General features: G+C 62.5%; 22 protein-coding genes. 15 read left to right on the forward strand and 7 right to left on the reverse strand.

All coding sequences use genetic code 11. From position 1 onward, the window contains the following. Window positions 1-7 precede the first annotated feature (7 nt). Both trmD and IC614_RS04195 read right to left on the reverse strand, forming a co-directional pair. Window positions 8-739, reverse strand: a complete 732-nt coding sequence (gene trmD, locus IC614_RS04190; RefSeq protein ID WP_200972597.1) for a tRNA (guanosine(37)-N1)-methyltransferase TrmD — start codon at window positions 737-739, stop codon at window positions 8-10. After that, the gene (locus IC614_RS04195; RefSeq protein WP_200972598.1) at window positions 736-1,125 is read right to left on the reverse strand and encodes a hypothetical protein; all 390 of its coding nucleotides are present in this window, start codon (window positions 1,123-1,125) and stop codon (window positions 736-738) included. Before IC614_RS04195 ends, trmD begins: the two co-directional genes overlap by 4 nt. Window positions 1,126-1,198: 73 nt before the next feature. Here IC614_RS04195 and IC614_RS04200 point away from each other — a divergent pair, with 73 nt between their 5' ends. Further along, window positions 1,199-2,116 (forward strand): NAD(P)/FAD-dependent oxidoreductase, encoded by a 918-nt coding sequence (locus tag IC614_RS04200; RefSeq protein ID WP_200972599.1) that lies wholly within the window; start codon window positions 1,199-1,201, stop codon window positions 2,114-2,116. Window positions 2,117-2,118: 2 nt separating this feature from the next. Here the strand turns inward: IC614_RS04200 and rimM are convergent, their stop codons facing one another. From rimM to ffh, 3 genes are all read right to left on the reverse strand, one after another. Next, the gene (gene rimM / locus IC614_RS04205) at window positions 2,119-2,604 is read right to left on the reverse strand and encodes a ribosome maturation factor RimM (protein ID WP_200972600.1); all 486 of its coding nucleotides are present in this window, start codon (window positions 2,602-2,604) and stop codon (window positions 2,119-2,121) included. A gap of 130 nt (window positions 2,605-2,734) precedes the next feature. After that, on the reverse strand, window positions 2,735-3,316 hold the full coding sequence (gene rpsP / locus IC614_RS04210) for a 30S ribosomal protein S16 (RefSeq protein WP_200972601.1): 582 nt from the start codon (window positions 3,314-3,316) through the stop codon (window positions 2,735-2,737). A gap of 75 nt (window positions 3,317-3,391) precedes the next feature. Continuing rightward, window positions 3,392-4,852, reverse strand: coding sequence for a signal recognition particle protein (gene ffh, locus IC614_RS04215; protein WP_200972602.1), 1,461 nt, complete (start codon window positions 4,850-4,852; stop codon window positions 3,392-3,394). 220 nt (window positions 4,853-5,072) lie between these two features. Here ffh and IC614_RS04220 point away from each other — a divergent pair, with 220 nt between their 5' ends. From IC614_RS04220 to IC614_RS04250, 7 genes are all read left to right on the forward strand, one after another. After that, complete coding sequence (locus tag IC614_RS04220; protein ID WP_200972604.1) at window positions 5,073-6,695, forward strand: putative bifunctional diguanylate cyclase/phosphodiesterase; 1,623 nt, start codon at window positions 5,073-5,075, stop codon at window positions 6,693-6,695. A 64-nt stretch (window positions 6,696-6,759) separates the two neighbouring features. Next, entirely contained in the window at window positions 6,760-7,563 is an 804-nt protein-coding gene (dapF, locus tag IC614_RS04225; protein ID WP_200972606.1) for a diaminopimelate epimerase, read from the forward strand. After that, complete coding sequence (gene mtaB / locus IC614_RS04230; RefSeq protein WP_200972608.1) at window positions 7,560-8,870, forward strand: tRNA (N(6)-L-threonylcarbamoyladenosine(37)-C(2))-methylthiotransferase MtaB; 1,311 nt, start codon at window positions 7,560-7,562, stop codon at window positions 8,868-8,870. Before dapF ends, mtaB begins: the two co-directional genes overlap by 4 nt. Next, window positions 8,867-9,805, forward strand: coding sequence for a signal recognition particle-docking protein FtsY (gene ftsY, locus IC614_RS04235; protein WP_200972610.1), 939 nt, complete (start codon window positions 8,867-8,869; stop codon window positions 9,803-9,805). Before mtaB ends, ftsY begins: the two co-directional genes overlap by 4 nt. Continuing rightward, window positions 9,802-10,416 carry a septation protein IspZ gene (gene ispZ, locus IC614_RS04240; protein WP_226372724.1) on the forward strand — a complete coding sequence of 205 codons (615 nt, stop codon included), beginning with the start codon at window positions 9,802-9,804 and terminating at the stop codon, window positions 10,414-10,416. The genes ftsY and ispZ overlap by 4 nt, the downstream gene beginning before the upstream one ends. Before the next feature lie 115 nt (window positions 10,417-10,531). Beyond that, entirely contained in the window at window positions 10,532-11,464 is a 933-nt protein-coding gene (locus IC614_RS04245) for an ABC transporter ATP-binding protein (RefSeq protein ID WP_200972612.1), read from the forward strand. Then, on the forward strand, window positions 11,461-12,237 hold the full coding sequence (locus tag IC614_RS04250; protein ID WP_200972614.1) for an ABC transporter permease: 777 nt from the start codon (window positions 11,461-11,463) through the stop codon (window positions 12,235-12,237). The genes IC614_RS04245 and IC614_RS04250 overlap by 4 nt, the downstream gene beginning before the upstream one ends. A 112-nt stretch (window positions 12,238-12,349) precedes the next feature. Here IC614_RS04250 and IC614_RS04255 read toward each other — a convergent pair whose 3' ends face one another. Together IC614_RS04255 and pspF are read right to left on the reverse strand one after the other, a co-directional pair. Next, on the reverse strand, window positions 12,350-12,976 hold the full coding sequence (locus IC614_RS04255) for a superoxide dismutase (RefSeq protein ID WP_200972616.1): 627 nt from the start codon (window positions 12,974-12,976) through the stop codon (window positions 12,350-12,352). A 130-nt stretch (window positions 12,977-13,106) separates the two neighbouring features. Further along, entirely contained in the window at window positions 13,107-14,141 is a 1,035-nt protein-coding gene (gene pspF, locus IC614_RS04260; RefSeq protein WP_200972618.1) for a phage shock protein operon transcriptional activator, read from the reverse strand. Window positions 14,142-14,310: 169 nt separating this feature from the next. On the opposite strand from pspF, the gene IC614_RS04265 reads away from it, so the two are divergent. The 7 genes from IC614_RS04265 to IC614_RS04295 all read left to right on the forward strand — a co-directional run bounded on the left by IC614_RS04265 (window position 14,311) and on the right by IC614_RS04295 (window position 16,806). Further along, window positions 14,311-14,457 carry a hypothetical protein gene (locus IC614_RS04265; RefSeq protein WP_200972620.1) on the forward strand — a complete coding sequence of 49 codons (147 nt, stop codon included), beginning with the start codon at window positions 14,311-14,313 and terminating at the stop codon, window positions 14,455-14,457. Window positions 14,458-14,529: 72 nt separating this feature from the next. Next, on the forward strand, window positions 14,530-15,207 hold the full coding sequence (gene pspA / locus IC614_RS04270; RefSeq protein ID WP_200972622.1) for a phage shock protein PspA: 678 nt from the start codon (window positions 14,530-14,532) through the stop codon (window positions 15,205-15,207). Window positions 15,208-15,210: 3 nt separating this feature from the next. Continuing rightward, window positions 15,211-15,513: an envelope stress response membrane protein PspB gene (gene pspB, locus IC614_RS04275; protein WP_200972624.1), complete on the forward strand. Its 303-nt coding sequence runs from the start codon at window positions 15,211-15,213 to the stop codon at window positions 15,511-15,513. Then, the gene (pspC, locus tag IC614_RS04280) at window positions 15,510-15,890 is read left to right on the forward strand and encodes an envelope stress response membrane protein PspC (RefSeq protein WP_200972626.1); all 381 of its coding nucleotides are present in this window, start codon (window positions 15,510-15,512) and stop codon (window positions 15,888-15,890) included. Before pspB ends, pspC begins: the two co-directional genes overlap by 4 nt. A 38-nt stretch (window positions 15,891-15,928) precedes the next feature. After that, window positions 15,929-16,249, forward strand: coding sequence for a hypothetical protein (locus IC614_RS04285; protein ID WP_226372725.1), 321 nt, complete (start codon window positions 15,929-15,931; stop codon window positions 16,247-16,249). 7 nt (window positions 16,250-16,256) lie between these two features. Further along, window positions 16,257-16,532, forward strand: coding sequence for a hypothetical protein (locus IC614_RS04290; RefSeq protein WP_200972630.1), 276 nt, complete (start codon window positions 16,257-16,259; stop codon window positions 16,530-16,532). Window positions 16,533-16,560: 28 nt separating this feature from the next. Then, complete coding sequence (locus tag IC614_RS04295; protein WP_200972631.1) at window positions 16,561-16,806, forward strand: hypothetical protein; 246 nt, start codon at window positions 16,561-16,563, stop codon at window positions 16,804-16,806. The last annotated feature ends 74 nt before the right edge of the window (window positions 16,807-16,880 follow it).

Raw genomic sequence — 16,880 nt, forward strand, 5'->3', positions numbered from 1 at the left:
CTAACCTTCAATCTTCGTGCCGCGCACCAGAGGGCGACCGACCGGAAGCGTCCCCATGACGCTCCATCAAGTCCGGCCGCCTTAGCCGTGTGTCTTCGATCGACCTGGCCTTCCGCCAGGCGGCGATCTTCGCATGATCCCCCGATCGCAGCACTTCGGGGATCATGCGCCCTTCCCATATATTAGGTCGGGTATATTGCGGATATTCGAGGAGGCCGCCTTCGAAGCTTTCTTCCTCACCGCTCAAGGCCGCGCCCATTACGCCAGGAAGCAGGCGAACGCAAGCGTCCAGAAGGACGATGGCCGCCGTTTCGCCGCCGGAGAGCACATAGTCGCCGATCGAGACCGGAAGGATCGGCCGCGCTTCGAACAGGCGCTCGTCCATCCCTTCGAACCGGCCGCAAAGAATGGAGACGCCGGGGCCTGCCGCAAGCTCGCGGACGAAATCCTGGGCAAGCGGGCGCCCGCGCGGCGTCATGGCGAGCAATGGCGCCCGCGGCTGGCGGGCAAGCGCATGATCCACCGCCGCGCCGAGCACGTCGGCCCGCATCACCATGCCCGCCCCGCCGCCGGCGGGCGTGTCGTCGACGGAGCGATGCCTGTCCGTCGCGAAATCGCGGATCTGCACGGTGTCGAGCGACCATTTGCCCTCCGCAAGTGCGCGACCCGCCAGGCTAAGCCCAAGCGGCCCAGGGAACATCTCGGGATAAAGAGTCAGGATGGCGGCGGCCCAGCTCATGGCAAAACCTCCTCTGGTTCGCACCAAGCCCCTTCATCCAACACTTTCGCTAGATGCCTAACTGTCAGGCGTTCCTCAGCTTCCTTCGGCAAAGGAATGAGGCGGCCTTCGAAAGGCCACCAAAATACACGCCATATTGTCCAGAATGGAAGCAATGCGCAGCCGCAACCCCGAAAACTAGTGGTCTGATCCGAGAAACGACCCCACGGGACGGACCAAACGACCGAGCCGAACTGCGCTTCTAAATCCCAAACGAAATCATCGACGTCGATGCCATCAATAAGGGCATCTTGCGACATTGCCGTTTCAGGAGCGATCTGCTCCATCGGCAACTTAAATCCGTGGCGCGACATCGTTTCTGCGACAGCAATTTCCGTGGGTGTCATTTTTCAAAGGCTCAAACTGCTCCGCGCCGAGCAATATCTCGGAACTATAACGGCCATAGGGACTTCGGTCGCCATGGGCCAGACGGACTTTGATTGCCTGATCGTGGGCGGCGGGCCAGCGGGCCTGACCGCCGCCATCTACCTCGTCCGCTTCCACCTGAAGCTGAAAGTGGTGGATGCGGGCAAGAGCCGCGCAAACTGGATCCCCCTCACCCGCAATCATGCGGGCTATCCCGACGGCATTTCGGGAAAGGATCTGCTCACGGCGATGAAGGCGCAGGCGCAGAAATATGGCGCCTCCATCGAAACCGGGCGGGTGACGCGGCTGGACAGGATCGAAGGCGGCTTCGAAGCGGAATGGGGCGGTGGACCCGTCACCGCCCGCACCGTTCTGCTCGCCACCGGCGTCACCAATCGCCGTCCGCCGATGGACGAGGACTTGCACGACGAGGCGCTATCGAAGGGGCTGATCCGCTATTGCCCGATCTGCGACGGCTATGAAGTGACCGACAAGAAGGTCGGCGTCATCGGCAGCGGGTCGCACGGCGTCGCGGAGGCGGTGTTCCTGCGCGGCTACACCGCCGACATCACCCTGATCGCGCCGGACAAGGCGCATGAGCTTGACGCTGAGGATCAGGCCAGGCTCCAAGACTATGGCATCCGGACCGTTGACGGTCCGTGTCAGGCTGTCGCGCTCGACGGCGGCTGTATCACGCTCGACACGGCGGAAGGGCATTATACGTTCGACAGCGTCTATCCCGCACTCGGGTCGGACACACACACCGAGCTCGCGGAACAGGTGGGTGCCTCGCTATCCGAGGGAGGCTGCGTCTTGGTCGATAGCCATCAGCGCACCAGCGTCCCCGGTCTCTACGCGGCCGGCGATGTCGTCATCGGCCTCGATCAGATCAGCCATGCCATGGGCGAAGGCGGCGTCGCCGCAACTACGATCCGTAACGATCTGGCGAAAGAAAAGCCGCTGATGCGGTGAAGTCAGGCCACGAAAGCCGGGTCGACGACGATCTTGCCGTCCTCAAGGTCGGCGACGGTCGGCTTGAAGGGTATCATCACCTTCTTCCCGCCGGTCCGCTCGATCTCGAGAAGGTCGCCTGCTCCAAAATTCTCGACGGCGGCGACGGTGCCGACCTCCTCCCCTTCCCGCGTCACGCAAGAAAGGCCGATCAGGTCAGCGTGATAATATTCGCCCTCTTCCAGCGGCGGGAGAGCCGATCGGGGGACGGTGAGGACGGTGCCCCGAAGCGCCTCGGCGGCGCTGCGGTCCGCAACCTCGGCGAAGCGGGCGATGGGCATGCCGCCGCCTTCCTTCACCGATTTGAGGGTGAGTGTGCGCTCGCCCGCCTGGACCGTCTTGTGATGGCGCAGACTTTCCACGCTTTCCGCGAAAAGCTTCAGGCGCACCTCGCCCGATATGCCATGCGCGCCGGCAATCGCGGCGAGGGTGATGGTGGGTTCGTTCAAAATAGCCCCTCCCCCTTGATGGGGGAGGCCGGGTGGGGGTGGTCTACGACGTAGAGTTCGTTCCTTCCGAATACATCACCCCCACCCAACCCTCCCCCATCAAGGGGGAGGGTTATGCTCGGCCTTAGTTTCAACCTTCCGCCTTTTCAGCGCCTTCGGCCGGAGCATCTTCAGCGGCGCCTTCGGCCGGTTCGCTGGTGGACTCGCCTTCGTTCGGAGCTTCCGAGGCCGGGGTGGCTTCTTCCGCAGCAGCTTCCGCCGGAACTTCCTCGGCAGCCGGAGTGGCTTCTTCGACCGCTTCGGCCATCACTTCGACGGTTTCTTCCTGAGCAGGCGCTTCTTCGGCCGGAGCAGCGGCAGCTGCGGCAGCGGCTTCAGCTTCCTTGGCGGCACGCTCTTCGGCGCGTTCCTTGGCCTTCTCGCCCGGTTCGCCCTTCTTCGGGTTGTTGCGCGCTCCACGCTCGAGGAGACCGGCGGCGTCGAGGAAGCGATGCACGCGGTCCGTCGGCTGGGCGCCGACCGACAGCCAATGCTTCACGCGATCCGTGTCGAGCTTCACGCGTTCGGGATTGTCCTTGGCGAGCAGCGGGTTGTAGCTGCCGACGCGCTCGATGAACTTGCCGTCGCGCGGGGCGCGGACGTCGGACACGACGACCTTGTAATAAGGACGCTTTTTCGAGCCGCCGCGGGCCAGACGAATTGCAACTGCCATTTTCTTATTCCTTTCGTTTCGATGCCTGTCCCGTCATTCCGGCGAAAGCCGGAATGACGCGGGGGTTGATCTCATTCATTTCTTCGTAAATTTGTTGAAGCCGGGAGGCAGGTTGAACGGGGCGTTGCCGCCTGGAAGACCTGGAAGCCCGCCCGGCGGTCCACCGGACCCGCCCATCAGGCCGCCAAGATCAGGCATGCCGCCGCCTCCAAACAGAGCGCCGAGCTTGCCAAGCCCGCCCATCTTGCGGAGCTTCTTCATCATCGTCGCCATTTCCTGATGCATCTTGAGCAGGCGATTGACGTCCTGCACCGTGGTGCCGGAGCCATTGGCGACGCGGATCTTGCGCTTGGCGTTGAGGAGTTCAGGCTTGGCCCGCTCCTTCGGCGTCATGGAGGAGATCATCGCGTCGAGGCGGGTGAGCGCCTTGTCGTCCTGCGCCGCCTTCACCGCGCCCGCCATCTTCTTCATGCCCGGAAGCATGGAGGCGAGCGCGCCGAGGCCGCCCATGCGCTGCATCTGGGCGATCTGGGTGCGGAGGTCGTTCAAATCGAACTGGCCCTTGGCCATCTTGCGGGCCATCGCCTCGGCCTCTTCGGCCTGAACGGTTTCCGCCGCGCGCTCGACGAGGCTGACGACATCGCCCATGCCGAGAATCCGGCCCGCGACGCGATCGGGGTGGAAGCCTTCCAGCTTGTCCATCCCTTCGCCGACGCCGGCGAACTTGATCGGTTTGCCAGTGACGGCGCGCATCGACAGCGCCGCGCCGCCGCGCGCATCGCCATCCATGCGGGTGAGGACAACACCAGTCAGGTCCACCTGCCCCGCGAAGCTCTGCGCGACGTTGACCGCGTCTTGACCGGTCAGCGCGTCGACGACGAGCAGGATTTCAGCCGGGGTCGAGACCTCGGCCACCGCCTTCATCTCATCCATCAAGGCCTGATCGACATGGAGGCGGCCCGCCGTATCGAGCAGCAGCACGTCATAGCCCTGCAGCTTCGCGGCCTGCATGGCGCGCCGGGCGATGTCGACCGGCTGCTGGCCCGCGACGATCGGCAGGGTAGCGACACCCGTCTGGGTGCCGAGAACGGCAAGCTGCTCCTGCGCGGCCGGGCGATTGACGTCCAGCGACGCCATCATCACCTTCTTGCGGTTCTTTTCCGAAAGCCGCTTGGCGATCTTCGCCGTCGTCGTGGTCTTACCGGAGCCCTGCAGACCCACCATCATCACGACGGCGGGCGGCGTCACGTCGACATTAAGCTCGGACTCATCCGCACCCAGCATATCGACAAGCGCGTCGTTGACGATCTTGACGACCTGCTGGCCCGGGGTGACCGACTTCAGAACCTGCTGGCCGACGGCCTTTTCGGTAACCTTGTCGATGAAATCGCGCGCGACAGGCAACGCCACGTCGGCTTCAAGGAGCGCGATCCGCACTTCGCGCATCGCGGCGCGGACATCGGCTTCGTTGAGAGCGCCACGGCCGCGCAGACGGTCGAACACGCCGCCAAGGCGATCGCTCAGACTTTCAAACATGCGCGCGGCTCCTTAACAAGACCGCTGCCCACAAGCACGAAAGCGCCGGCGGGCGAAACCTCGCCGGCCAGCGCGTGTCCGTGGACACCGGATGCAAACCCATTTCCAAAAACAGGTGGGCGCCCCTTAAGCGCTGCGGCATCCAGGGTCAAGACAAGTTGCCCTTAATCAGCTCTTTACGCATTTTCGCTACGCAGGGCCCCTCGATATCGGGGTAGGAATGGCAAGCTCGCTTTTCGACGGACCGGGTTGGAAGTCATCGACGGCGAAGGACGCCGCGACGATTTCGGTCGCCGTCTCCGCAGTATTGATCTTCTCATATGTGACGGGGTTCGACCTCGGCGGGGCCACACGTCTGCTTTTCTTCAAGGCCGAAGCGCTGGCCGCTTTTCTCCTCCTCAGCATCGCCGTCAGCCTTTACGGCTGGCGGCGATGGAGAGACGCGGCACAGGAACTTGCGATCCTGCGCGCGGCGGAACGGCAGTCGCTTTCCCTCACCGCGACCGATCCGCTGACCGGCTTCCTCAATCGCGCCTCTCTCTGCGAGGCGGCCAATCATATGTTCGCCATCACCCGCCCGGCCGGACGATCCGTCGCGATGCTCAAGGTGGACATGGACGGCGTCCGCACGATCAGCGACCTTTACGGCCAACTGGCCGGAGACGGGCTGCTCCGCGCGGTGGCGGCGGTGATGCGGACCGCCTTGCCCGCCGACGCGGCCGTCGCCCGGATCGGCGCCGATACTTTCGCGGCCTTTTTCCCCTACGACCCCAAATCGCCATGGGCGGCAAACGTGGTCGCGGAGCGCATCCTCGATCGCCTCGGCAAGCCCTTCGACCTTGGCGGCGCGCATACCGAAGTCAGCGCATCGGGCGGTCTTGCCCGTGCCGAAGACGGCGCCTCGGACTTTGAAGCACTGGCCCGCCGCGCCGGCATCGCCCTCGGCGCCGCCCGCAAGCTGGGTCGCGGACGCTATCTCTGGTTCGACGCCAGCATGGAAGCGGAGCTGCTGAAGCGGAATGCCGTGGAAGCAGGCCTCCGCACCGGCATTCCAGCTGGGCAGTTCGTTCCTTATTTCGAGCAGCAACGCGATTTGCTGACGGGCCGCCTGCAGGGTTTCGAGGTTCTCGCGCGCTGGAACCATCCGGAACGCGGCCTTATCCTTCCCGAAGACTTTATCGGCGTGGCGGAGGATTGCGGGTTGATCGGCGAATTGTCGATGGCGGTGATGCGGCAGGCGCTGGACGAGGCGCGTAGCTGGGATATCTCGCTCACTTTGTCGGTCAACATGGCACCCTCGCAGTTGAAGGATCCTTGGCTCGCGCAAAAGATTGTCAAGCTGCTCGTTGAAACCGGCTTCCCCGCCGACCGGCTGGAGGTCGAAATCACCGAAGCCGCCTTGTTCGAGAATCTCGGCCTTGCCCAGTCCGTGGTCGGCAGCCTGAAGAACCAGGGCATCCGCATCGCGCTCGACGATTTCGGCAGCGGTTACTCCTCCCTCTCCCATCTCCGCGCGATGCCGTTCGACCGGATCAAGATCGACAGGAGCCTCGTCGAAACGATCAACGACAATGACGATACCGCTGCCTTCGTGACCGCCATCGCCCGGCTTGGCGAGAGCCTGGGCCTCGCCATCACGGTGGAGGGCGTCGCGCACGAAACGGTCGAAGCGCGCATTCGCGCGATTGGCACGTTCAGGGGACAGGGCTGGCTTTATGGCCGTCCGATGCCGATCGAAGCCGTTCGCAGCCTGCTCGCCGACCAGCGCCTTCTTCCAGCCGCGAGAACCGTCGAGCCGCGTTCGGCGCCCCGGCTCCGGCGGACGACGCGACGGACCGGCTGACCGGCTGACCGGCTGACCGCGTCGCTGGACTTGGGGCCTGCCACTGCCTAGATCAGCCCGGCAAATGATGTGCCGTTTTCACAAGATGCACGGGCTCGGCAACGACTTCGTCGTGATCGACGCCCGCACCCAGTCGCTGCCGATGAGCAGAGCGATGGCGCGCGCCGTTGCCGATCGGCATCGTGGCGTCGGATGCGACCAGCTTATCCTCCTCGAGCCGTCGAATGTCGCCGACGTCAAGATGCGCATTTTCAACGCCGATGGCGGCGAAGTGGAAGCGTGCGGCAATGCCACGCGCTGTGTTGCCCTGCTGATCGGCGGCGACATTCGCATCGAGACATTGGGCGGGACGTTGGACGCCAGCTCCACCGGTGAAGGCGCGAGCGTAGACATGGGGACGCCGCGCTTCACCTGGGACGCCATTCCTCTCGCTTACCCGATGGATACCGCGTCCCTCCCGGTCGGATGGGAGGGCTTGGAGACGCCGTTCGCCGTCAATGTCGGCAATCCGCACATCGTTTTCTTCGTACCGGATGCCGACCGGGTCGACCTCCAGCGGATCGGGCCTATCATCGAGAATGATCCTCTCTTTCCCGAGCGGGTCAACGTCAATGCCGCCTCGATCGCGGACGGACGGGTGAAGCTGCGCGTATGGGAACGCGGCGCGGGCCTTACAATGGCCTGCGGAACCGGCGCATGCGCGACGGCCGTGGCGGCGATCTCCAGAAACCTTGCCTCTTCGCCGGTCGATGTGGATTTGCCTGGAGGCAGCCTCACCATCGCCTGGGCGCCGGGCGGGACCATTCGCATGTCCGGCGGCGCTACCCACGTCTTTAAGGGCGAAATCGATCTCGAGGCCTTGCTATGAGCATCGAGGTCATCACGATGGGTTGCCGCCTCAACATGGCGGAGAGCGAGGCGATGCGGAAACTGGCGAACGGCCAAGACGATGTCGTCATCGTCAACAGCTGCGCCGTCACCAACGAAGCGGTGCGTCAAACCCGCCAGGCCATCCGGCGCGCGAAGAAGGCGCGGCCCGAGGCGCGCGTCATCGTCACCGGCTGCGCCGCTCAAGTCGATCCCACCAGTTTTGCGGCCATGCCGGAGGTGTCGCGCGTCCTAGGTAACCGCGAGAAGCTCGACCCTTCTTCGTTCGTCCCGAGCGAAGTCGAGGGGCGCCCGCACCAACGCCCTTCGACTTCGCTCGGGACGAACGCATTTGGGAAGCTACCGGACGTCCGCGTGTCCGACATCATGGCGGTGCGCGACACCGCGCCGCACCTCGTCACGGGTTTTGCCGAGCATAGCCGCGCCTTCGTGGAAGTGCAGAATGGCTGCGACCACCGCTGCACCTTCTGCATCATTCCTTATGGCCGGGGAAACAGCAGGTCGGTTCCCGCGGGCCTCGTCATCGACAAGATCAAGGCGCTGGTGGACCAGGGCTATAACGAAGTCGTGCTGACCGGCGTCGACGTGACGAGCTACGGCCCCGACCTTCCCGGATCGCCGACGCTCGGCCAGCTCGTCGAACGCATCCTGAAACACGTTCCCGCCCTCCCCCGCCTTCGCCTCTCTTCGCTCGACAGCGTGGAAATCGACGCGCGCCTGTTCGACATCATCACCGGCGAGCCGCGCTTCATGCCGCACCTCCATATGTCCTTCCAGGCGGGCGACGACATGATCCTGAAGCGGATGAAGCGCCGCCACAGCCGCGCCCAGGCGGTCGAGATGGTCCGCCGCCTCAAGGACAAGCGCCCCGAAATCGCCATCGGCGCGGACCTGATCGCCGGTTTCCCAACCGAAACCGACGAAATGGCCGAAAACAGCCTCCGCCTGATCGACGAGTGCGAGATCGTGATGGGCCATATCTTTCCCTACTCGCCTAAGCAGGGCACGCCCGCCGCCAGAATGCCGCAGGTCGACCCGAAACGGGTTAAAGCGCGTTCAGCCCGACTGCGCGAGGCAACGGCGCGGCAAAAGGCGAAATGGCTGGAAAGCCTGGTCGGCAGCCGCCAGAAGGTGTTGATCGAACGCAGCGGCGTCAAAGGCCATGCCGAAAATTTCGCCCCTGTCCTCATTCGCCATTCCCGCGAAGACGGAAGTGACGTGGGTGAAATAATGGAAGTGAAAGTCGTAGCTTTGAAAGACCAAATCCTGATCGGAGAAGCCGCTTGAGCGAGACACCCTGGCTCGAGCGGTTGCGCGGCGGCTTCAAGAAGACCTCCGACCGCTTGGGCGACAATCTGACTGGCCTCTTCACCAAATCCACGCTCGACAAGGAGACGCTGGACGAGATCGAGGATGCGCTCGTCGCTTCCGATCTTGGCCCCTCCACGGCGGCAAAGGTACGCCAACGCCTCGCCAGCGAGCGGTTCGAACGCGGCCTCACCGAAGCGGGCGTTCGCGAGGTCGTGGCGGACGAGCTCGCCAAGATCCTCGCGCCCGTCGCCAAGCCGCTGGAGATCGACGCCTTCCCGCGTCCGCAGGTGATCCTCGTCGTCGGCGTCAACGGATCGGGCAAGACCACGACGATCGCCAAGCTCGCCAGCCTGTTCCTCGAGCAGGATTATGGCGTCCTCCTCGCCGCTGGCGACACCTTCCGCGCCGCCGCCATCGGACAGCTCAAGATCTGGGCCGACCGCATCGGCGTACCGATCATTTCCGGCCCGGAAGGGGGCGATCCATCCGCCATCGTGTTCGACGGCGTCAAGAAGGCGACGGCGGAGGGCATCGACGTCCTCATCGTCGACACGGCGGGCCGCCTCCAGAACAAGCGCGAATTGATGGACGAATTGGCGAAGATCCGCCGCGTTCTCGGCCGCCTCAACCCGCAAGCGCCGCACAATGTCGTTCTCGTCCTCGACGCGACCACGGGCCAGAATGCCCTCAACCAGATCGAGGTGTTCAAGGAAGTGGCGGGCGTTTCCGGCCTCGTCATGACCAAGCTGGACGGCACCGCGCGGGGCGGCGTCCTCGTCGCCGCGGCCGAGCAATATGGCCTTCCCATCCACGCCATCGGCGTCGGCGAAGGCGTCGGCGACCTCCGCCCCTTCAATCCCGCAGATGTCGCCCGCGCCATTGCCGGAGCGACCGGAGAAACCCAATCGTGACCGCAGTCGAAACCAAACCCCCGGCCCACTCCCAGGGCTGGCTCAACTTTCTCGTGGATTTCGGGCCTTTGCTCGTGTTCTTCGTCGCCTATAAATTCGGCGGCGTTTTCGCCGGCACCGTCGCGTTCATGGTTGCGATCGTCGCCGCACTCGCCGTGTCGGTGGTCAAGCGGAAGCGGGTGGTGCCGATGACCTGGATTTCGGCTGTCCTGGTCGTGGGGTTTGGCGGCCTCACCCTTTATTTCAACGATCCGCGCTTCATCCAGCTGAAGCCAACGCTCATTTATACGGGCTTTTCGATCCTTCTCTTCGCGGGCCTCGTCTTCGGCCGCCCCTTGCTGAAATATGTGCTCGGCGCCGCATTTGAGGGACTGAATGAAAGCGGATGGCTTAAATTATCGCGCAATTGGGCGCTGTTTTTTGCCGCAATGGCGGTCCTCAACGAAATCATGCGCGTCTATCTGAGCTTCGACACTTGGCTCGCCGTCAAAGTCTGGGGCATTACCATCCTGTCGCTGATCTTCGGCGCCGCCAACCTGCCGATGATGATGCGCCACGGCTTCCCGGCCGCGGAAGCCAAGGAAGAACCGCCCGTCCCGCCGCAGGGATAATTCCCTTTTCGTCACTCCGGACTTGATCCGGAGTCCATGAACACCGAATTATCCGCAAAAGTCCGTGTTCTAGATGCCGGATCAAGTCCGGCATGACGGATGAAAAGGGGGCAGCATGCAGCCGGTCATCGAGGTCAAGGGCGTTACGAAAACCTATGCGTCGGGCCATCAGGCGCTCAAATCCGTCGATCTCGACATCCGCAAAGGCGAGATTTTCGCCTTGCTCGGCCCGAACGGCGCGGGGAAGACGACCCTCATCAACATCGTCTGCGGCATCGTCACGCCGTCGAGCGGCACGGTGCGCGCCGATGGCTTTGACATTCAAAGGGACTATCGCGAAACCCGCTCCCGCATCGGCCTCGTGCCGCAGGAGCTGACCACCGACGCCTTCGAGGCGGTGATCGATACCGTCACCTTCAGCCGCGGCCTCTTCGGCAAGTCCCGCAATCCCGCTTATATCGAGAAAATCCTGAAAGACCTCTCGCTCTGGGACAAGCGCAAGGCGAAGATCAAGGAATTGTCGGGCGGTATGAAGCGGCGCGTGATGATCGCGAAGGCGCTGTCCCACGAACCGGACATCCTGTTCCTCGACGAACCCACGGCGGGCGTCGACGTCGAGCTGCGCCGCGACATGTGGAAGCTCGTCCGCCAGCTGCGCGAAAATGGCGTCACCATCATCCTCACCACCCATTATATCGAAGAGGCCGAGGAAATGGCCGACCGCGTGGGCGTCATCAACCAAGGCGAGCTGATCTTGGTCGAGGAAAAGAGTGCCTTGATGCGCAAGCTCGGCAAGAAGGAGCTGACCGTCTATCTCGCCGACCCGATGGAGCGTGTGCCCTCCGAGCTTTCCGATTGGAACTTGACGTTGAAGGCCGACGGCAACGAACTCGAATATATTTTCGACGCGCATGAGGAACGAACCGGCATTCCTTCCCTCCTCCGCGCGATGAGCGATCTCGGCATCGCATTCAAAGACTTGAACACGCGGCAAAGCTCGCTGGAGGATATCTTCGTCAGCCTCGTCCACGAAAGGAACGGCCAATGAGCGCGTCCGCATTCAACCATCGCGGCGTCCTCGCCATCTACATGTTCGAGCTGCACCGCTTCTTCCGCACGCTCTGGACCGGCCTTGCCGTGCCAGTCATCACCACTTCGCTCTATTTCATCGTCTTCGGATCGGCGATCGGATCCCGAATGACGGAAATCGGCGGCGTGCCTTACGGCGCCTTCATCGTACCCGGGCTGATGATGCTGTCGCTGTTCACCGAAAGCATTTTCAACGCATCATTCGGCATCCACATGCCGAAATTCACCGGCACCATCTACGAACTCCTGTCGGCGCCGCTTTCCGCGTTCGAAACCGTGCTCGGCTATGTCGGCGCGGCGGCGACCAAATCCACCATCGTCGCGCTCGTCATCCTTGCGACGGCACATCTGTTCGTCGATATCCGCATCGCGCATCCGGTGCTGATGCTCGCTTATCTGCTGCTCATCGCGGCGACGTTCTGCCTGCTCGGTTTCATCATCGGAGTTTGGGCGAAAGGCTTCGAGCAGCTTCAGATCATTCCCTTGCTCGTCATCACGCCGCTGACCTTTTTGGGCGGCGCATTCTACTCGATCGACATGCTGGCCGAGCCATGGCGGACGGTGACCCTTTTCAACCCGATCGTCTATCTGATCAACGGCTTCCGCTGGACCTTCTACGGCACTGCGGACGTGGCGTTCGGCGTCAGTTTCGGCATCACCGCTGGCTTGTTCTGCCTATGCCTCGCCGCCGTGTGGTGGATTTTCAAGACCGGCTACCGGTTGAAGAATTAACGCCATTGGAAGGTCGGGTGAGGGAGCGAGCGCCGTTCGCATCAATCCCTCACCCTCCCGGCGCCTTGAAAGCCCCGGGCCTCCCTCCCGCCGGAGCGGGAGGGACCGTAACTCACCCTTCCTGGTCGGCGCGGCTAAAGCCTTCGCCATCGAGATTCTGGGCGACGAAATCCCAATTCACGATATTCGAAAGAACCTTTTCGGCGAAATCCGGCCGGGCGTTGCGATAATCGATATAATAAGCATGCTCCCACACATCGAGCGTCAGGAGCGGCTTCATGCCCTCATAAACGACCGGGCTGTCCGCATCGTGGAGCGAAGTGATCTTGAGCTTATCCCGATCGAGGATCAGCCATGCCCAACCGTTGGAAAAATGGCCGACAGCTTCTTCCTTCAGCTTGGCGATGAGATTTTCGGTGGAGCCGAACTCGGCGCTCACCATGTCGGCGAGCTTGCCTGCCGGCTTTTGCCCTTGTGCGGGGGCAAGGCAATTCCAGTAGAAGCTGTGGTTCCAGATCTGGGCGCTGTTGTTGAACAACCCCTTGTCGCCCCGTTCCTTCGCCGCCTTGATGACCTCGATCAGAGAGGCGCCTTCCAGGCCCTTTTCGCCCAGCATGCCGTTCGTCTTGTCGACATAGGCCTTATGATGCTTGCCATGATGGTAATCGAGAGTCTCGGCCGACATATAATCGCCGAGCGCGTCCTTCGCGAACGGCAGGTCCGGGAGCGTGAAAGCCATGGGTGTTTCCTCCTTTTTTGGATGACCAGCAGCTATACGTTTAGGACCGCGATTTGAATGGCTCTCGCATAAAAAAGCATGGTCTGATTTGCGATAGAGCAGCTTTGCCCTGTGTTGGGTGAGGCAGACCCTATTCCTTCTCGCCGAGCTTGTGCCGTTTCATGGCGTGACGGAGCTGATCGTAGGTAAGCTGCAATGCGGTCGCTGCAGCGCGCTGGTTCCACCGGCATTTATCCAGAGCAGCAGCCAAAATTGCCTTCTCATATTCGGCGATGGCAAGGCGAAAGTCGGCACAATTCGATGGATCGTAACGGGATGGGGCGGCGACAATCGCCTGCACCTCGGCCGGGCTTGCCTCCGCCCCCTGGACGCGGGCCATCGACGGCGGCCGCCAGGGGGATTCGAAGGGATCGAACTGGATCAAGTCGACGGGGTTATCCGCGTCCTCCCAACGATAAACGGCGCGCTCCACCACGTTGCGCAGCTCGCGCACATTGCCCGGCCAATCATAACCGAGCAGCCGGTCCATGGCATTCGCGCTGAAGCCCGGCCATTGCGGCCAATCCAGCTCCAACGCCATGCGCCGGGCGAAATGGTCGGCAAGGACGGGGATGTCGCTGGTCCGGTGGCGCAGGGGCGGCAACGTCACCACTTCGAAAGACAGGCGATCGAGGAGGTCGGCCCGGAATCGCCCTTCATCCACCAATTTGGGCAGATGCTCGTTGGTCGCCGCAACGATGCGGACATCCACCCGGGTCGGGCGGCTGGCGCCGATCCGCGTCACCTCGCCATATTCGACGGCGCGGAGAAGGCGGTCCTGCGCCGCCGACGACAAGGTCGCGAGTTCGTCGAGGAACAGGGTGCCGCCGTCCGCTTCCTCGAAACGCCCCGCGCGCGCCTTCGACGCGCCGGTGAACGCACCCGCTTCATGTCCGAACAATTCCGCCTCGATCAACGTTTCGGGCAAGGCGGCGCAATTCATGACGACGAGCGGCCCATCCCACCGCGAGGAGAGATGGTGCAACCGCTCGGCCACCAATTCCTTGCCGGTCCCCCGCTCCCCGATCACCAGCACGGGACGATCGAGCGGCGCGGCCCGGCTCGCGCGCTCGATTGCGTCGAGGAAGGATGAGGACTGACCAACGAGCTGAGTGGTGCGCTCCATTCCCGAATGTTGGGACGAATTCCCACCTCTTGGCAAGTCTTTTCGCCGATGCGCCCCGCTTTCTCAGAGAAAAATGGCGGATTTCCGTGCGTCTTAAAATTGGCACGGCTCTTGTAACATAATTGGCAAGAGCCGCCGTCAGGCAGCCCAGGGTTCAAGGAGAAAGACCATGTTCAATATCGACCTCAACAGCATTCAGCGCGTTGCCGTTTCCGCCGTCGCTGCCCTCGTGTTCAGCACCACCTGCATCGGCATGGCCGTCGCTCCGGCGGCCGCGGAACAAGGCGCGCCGGTCGTTGCCGTACTGAGTGCCTAAAGCCGGACCAATCTGCTATAAGGGTTGCAGAGAGCTTCCGGCTTTTAAAAGATCTCAAGGAGTTTCAGTTTGATGGGTATCTTTTCGCGGACACGGGACATCATCGCCGCCAACGTGACCGACCTGCTCGACAAGGCGGAGGATCCGGGCAAGATGATCCGCATGATCATCCTGGAGATGGAGGAAACGCTCGTCGAGGTCCGCGCCTCGGCCGCGCGCTCCATCGCCGATCAGAAGGAGATGCGCCGCCAGATCGCCAAGCTGGAGAAAATCCAGGAAGGCTGGGTCGAAAAGGCCGAGCTGGCGCTTTCGAAGGACCGCGAGGATCTCGCCAAGGCGGCTTTGGTGGAAAAGCAGAAGGCGGCTGAAATGGCCGACGGCTTGAAGTCCGAAATCGCGGTGCTGGACGATGCGCTCCGCGCGTCGGAAGCCGATATCGCCAAGCTGCAGAACAAATTGCGCGAGGCGCGGACCCGCCAGAACGCGATCGCCAGCCGGATGGAAAGCGCCCACAATCGCGCCCGCCTCCGCGAAATGTATGCCGGTCCCAAGACGAGCGAAGCGTTCAGCCGCTTCGACGTGCTGGAGCGCCGCGTCGATTTCGCCGAGGGCCATGCCGACGCGCTCGCGCTGGGCGCTCCGCCCAAGACGCTGGAAGAAGAAATCGCCGAACTCCGCAACGCCGAGAAGATCGAGGCGGAGCTCGAGGCCCTGAAGGCCAAAAACCGCAACTCCGGTCAGGAAGGCTAAGTCATGGATCCGACAGGCGTCATCGCAATCGTATCGATCTTCCTCGGCCTGCCGTGGATCATTTTTCACTACATTACCAAATGGAAAAGTGCCGCGACGCTGACCACCGAGGACGAAAACCTCCTCGACGGCCTGCATGAAATGGCGCGCCGCCTTGAAGACCGCCTTTCGACCATCGAACGGATCATGTCGGCGGAAAATCCGGGCTGGCGCACGGTGACTCACGATCCGGTCGCCAGTCTCCCCGTCCGCGATCTCGGCGAGATCGACCGCGACCTCGAAGAATTGAGGAGCCTCCGCAAATGAGCGCGCGTCACACCAAATTCTATCGCGACAAGCAGAATGCCAAATGGCTGGGCGTCTGCGCGGGCATCGCCGATTATACCGGCATCGACGTCACCCTGATCCGCATCGGCCTCGTCGCCGCGACCATGCTGGGTTCGGGCGCACCGTTCATCGTCTATCTCATCGCCGGCTACATCGCCCCGTCGAAGCCGCGCGAATTGGATTACACCACGCCGGACGACAAAAAATTCTGGCAGGGCGTCCGCGCCTCGCCGACCCGGACGGTGAAGACGGTACGCTCCAAATTCCGCGACATCGACCGCCGCCTCGCCAATATCGAAACTTATGTCACGAGTTCCGACAACCGGCTCGCCGACGAAATCGAAAAATTGCGCTGACAGCTTAGCGGCAACCGCATCAATCAAAGGAAGCGGAAATGGAAAAATTTGCTTTCATGTCTCAATTCTTTCCACTTGCGGTGATCATGGCCGCGATCGGGGTGGGCGGCTGGGTCTTCACCACCTGGCTTCGCATCAAAAACGGCTATCCGCTCGAAAATAGCTGGGGAAAGCCGATCTACCCCAAGCAGAATGACGAGACGATCGAACGGGTGAAGTTGCTCACCCAGGAAAATGCCCAGCTCCGCGCCGAACTTGGTTCGATCAAGGATCGGCTCGCCACCGTCGAACGCATCGTCACCGACGACAGCCACCGCCTGACGCAGGAAATCGAAGCCCTGCGCCTGCCGAAGAATTGAGGGACTTATGCTAGAAGATCTGTTGAAGGCCTTTACCGTGCTGGTGGTCATCGGCCTGCCCGTCACGCTCATCTTCGGCCAAGGCCTCATCAAGCGCTTCCTCGAACATCGCGAGAAGAAGCTGGAGATCGAGGCGCGCATGACGGCGGAGAAGGCGGCGCAATATGCCGCTCACACCGAGCGGCTGGAACAGAGGGTGCGCGTGCTGGAGCGGATCGTCACCGAAAAGGGCATTGCGGTGTCCGACGAGATCGAACGCCTGCGCCACACGCCGATCAACTAAACATCAGCATTTTAGGGAGTTACGTGGCATGAATCCGTTCGAAATGGTGGTGATCATCGTCGCCATCGTCTCCATCGCCAGCATCATCAAAGCCAAATATGGCGTCCGTCGCGACCGTCACGGCAACGAATATCATGTGAACGATGCCGAGGCCGGGCGCCTGCGCGACGAAGTGAAGATATTGCGCGACCGCGTCGCCGTCCTCGAACGCATCGCGACCGACAAGGAAAGCAGCCTGGAACGCGAGATCGAAAGGCTTAGGGACCAGCGCTGACGATAGCCTCCCCCTTGATGGGGGAGGGGGATAGATCGCTGGCTCCCCCGCCTCTCCTCTGATACCGCGCCGTC

Source organism: Sphingosinicella flava (assembly GCF_016025255.1).
Taxonomy (GTDB): Bacteria; Pseudomonadota; Alphaproteobacteria; order Sphingomonadales; family Sphingomonadaceae; genus Allosphingosinicella; species Allosphingosinicella flava.

What these genes read in the sequence shown, in the direction of transcription:
- trmD (WP_200972597.1), bottom strand. Translation starts at nt 739, where the DNA reads ATGAGCTGGGCCGCCGCCATCCTGACTCTTTATCCCGAGATGTTCCCT.
- IC614_RS04195 (WP_200972598.1), bottom strand. Translation starts at nt 1,125, where the DNA reads ATGACACCCACGGAAATTGCTGTCGCAGAAACGATGTCGCGCCACGGA.
- IC614_RS04200 (WP_200972599.1), top strand. Translation starts at nt 1,199, where the DNA reads ATGGGCCAGACGGACTTTGATTGCCTGATCGTGGGCGGCGGGCCAGCG.
- rpsP (WP_200972601.1), bottom strand. Translation starts at nt 3,316, where the DNA reads ATGGCAGTTGCAATTCGTCTGGCCCGCGGCGGCTCGAAAAAGCGTCCT.
- ffh (WP_200972602.1), bottom strand. Translation starts at nt 4,852, where the DNA reads ATGTTTGAAAGTCTGAGCGATCGCCTTGGCGGCGTGTTCGACCGTCTG.
- IC614_RS04220 (WP_200972604.1), top strand. Translation starts at nt 5,073, where the DNA reads ATGGCAAGCTCGCTTTTCGACGGACCGGGTTGGAAGTCATCGACGGCG.
- dapF (WP_200972606.1), top strand. Translation starts at nt 6,760, where the DNA reads ATGATGTGCCGTTTTCACAAGATGCACGGGCTCGGCAACGACTTCGTC.
- mtaB (WP_200972608.1), top strand. Translation starts at nt 7,560, where the DNA reads ATGAGCATCGAGGTCATCACGATGGGTTGCCGCCTCAACATGGCGGAG.
- IC614_RS04245 (WP_200972612.1), top strand. Translation starts at nt 10,532, where the DNA reads ATGCAGCCGGTCATCGAGGTCAAGGGCGTTACGAAAACCTATGCGTCG.
- IC614_RS04250 (WP_200972614.1), top strand. Translation starts at nt 11,461, where the DNA reads ATGAGCGCGTCCGCATTCAACCATCGCGGCGTCCTCGCCATCTACATG.
- IC614_RS04255 (WP_200972616.1), bottom strand. Translation starts at nt 12,976, where the DNA reads ATGGCTTTCACGCTCCCGGACCTGCCGTTCGCGAAGGACGCGCTCGGC.
- pspF (WP_200972618.1), bottom strand. Translation starts at nt 14,141, where the DNA reads ATGGAGCGCACCACTCAGCTCGTTGGTCAGTCCTCATCCTTCCTCGAC.
- IC614_RS04265 (WP_200972620.1), top strand. Translation starts at nt 14,311, where the DNA reads ATGTTCAATATCGACCTCAACAGCATTCAGCGCGTTGCCGTTTCCGCC.
- pspA (WP_200972622.1), top strand. Translation starts at nt 14,530, where the DNA reads ATGGGTATCTTTTCGCGGACACGGGACATCATCGCCGCCAACGTGACC.
- pspB (WP_200972624.1), top strand. Translation starts at nt 15,211, where the DNA reads ATGGATCCGACAGGCGTCATCGCAATCGTATCGATCTTCCTCGGCCTG.
- pspC (WP_200972626.1), top strand. Translation starts at nt 15,510, where the DNA reads ATGAGCGCGCGTCACACCAAATTCTATCGCGACAAGCAGAATGCCAAA.
- IC614_RS04285 (WP_226372725.1), top strand. Translation starts at nt 15,929, where the DNA reads ATGGAAAAATTTGCTTTCATGTCTCAATTCTTTCCACTTGCGGTGATC.
- IC614_RS04290 (WP_200972630.1), top strand. Translation starts at nt 16,257, where the DNA reads ATGCTAGAAGATCTGTTGAAGGCCTTTACCGTGCTGGTGGTCATCGGC.
- IC614_RS04295 (WP_200972631.1), top strand. Translation starts at nt 16,561, where the DNA reads ATGAATCCGTTCGAAATGGTGGTGATCATCGTCGCCATCGTCTCCATC.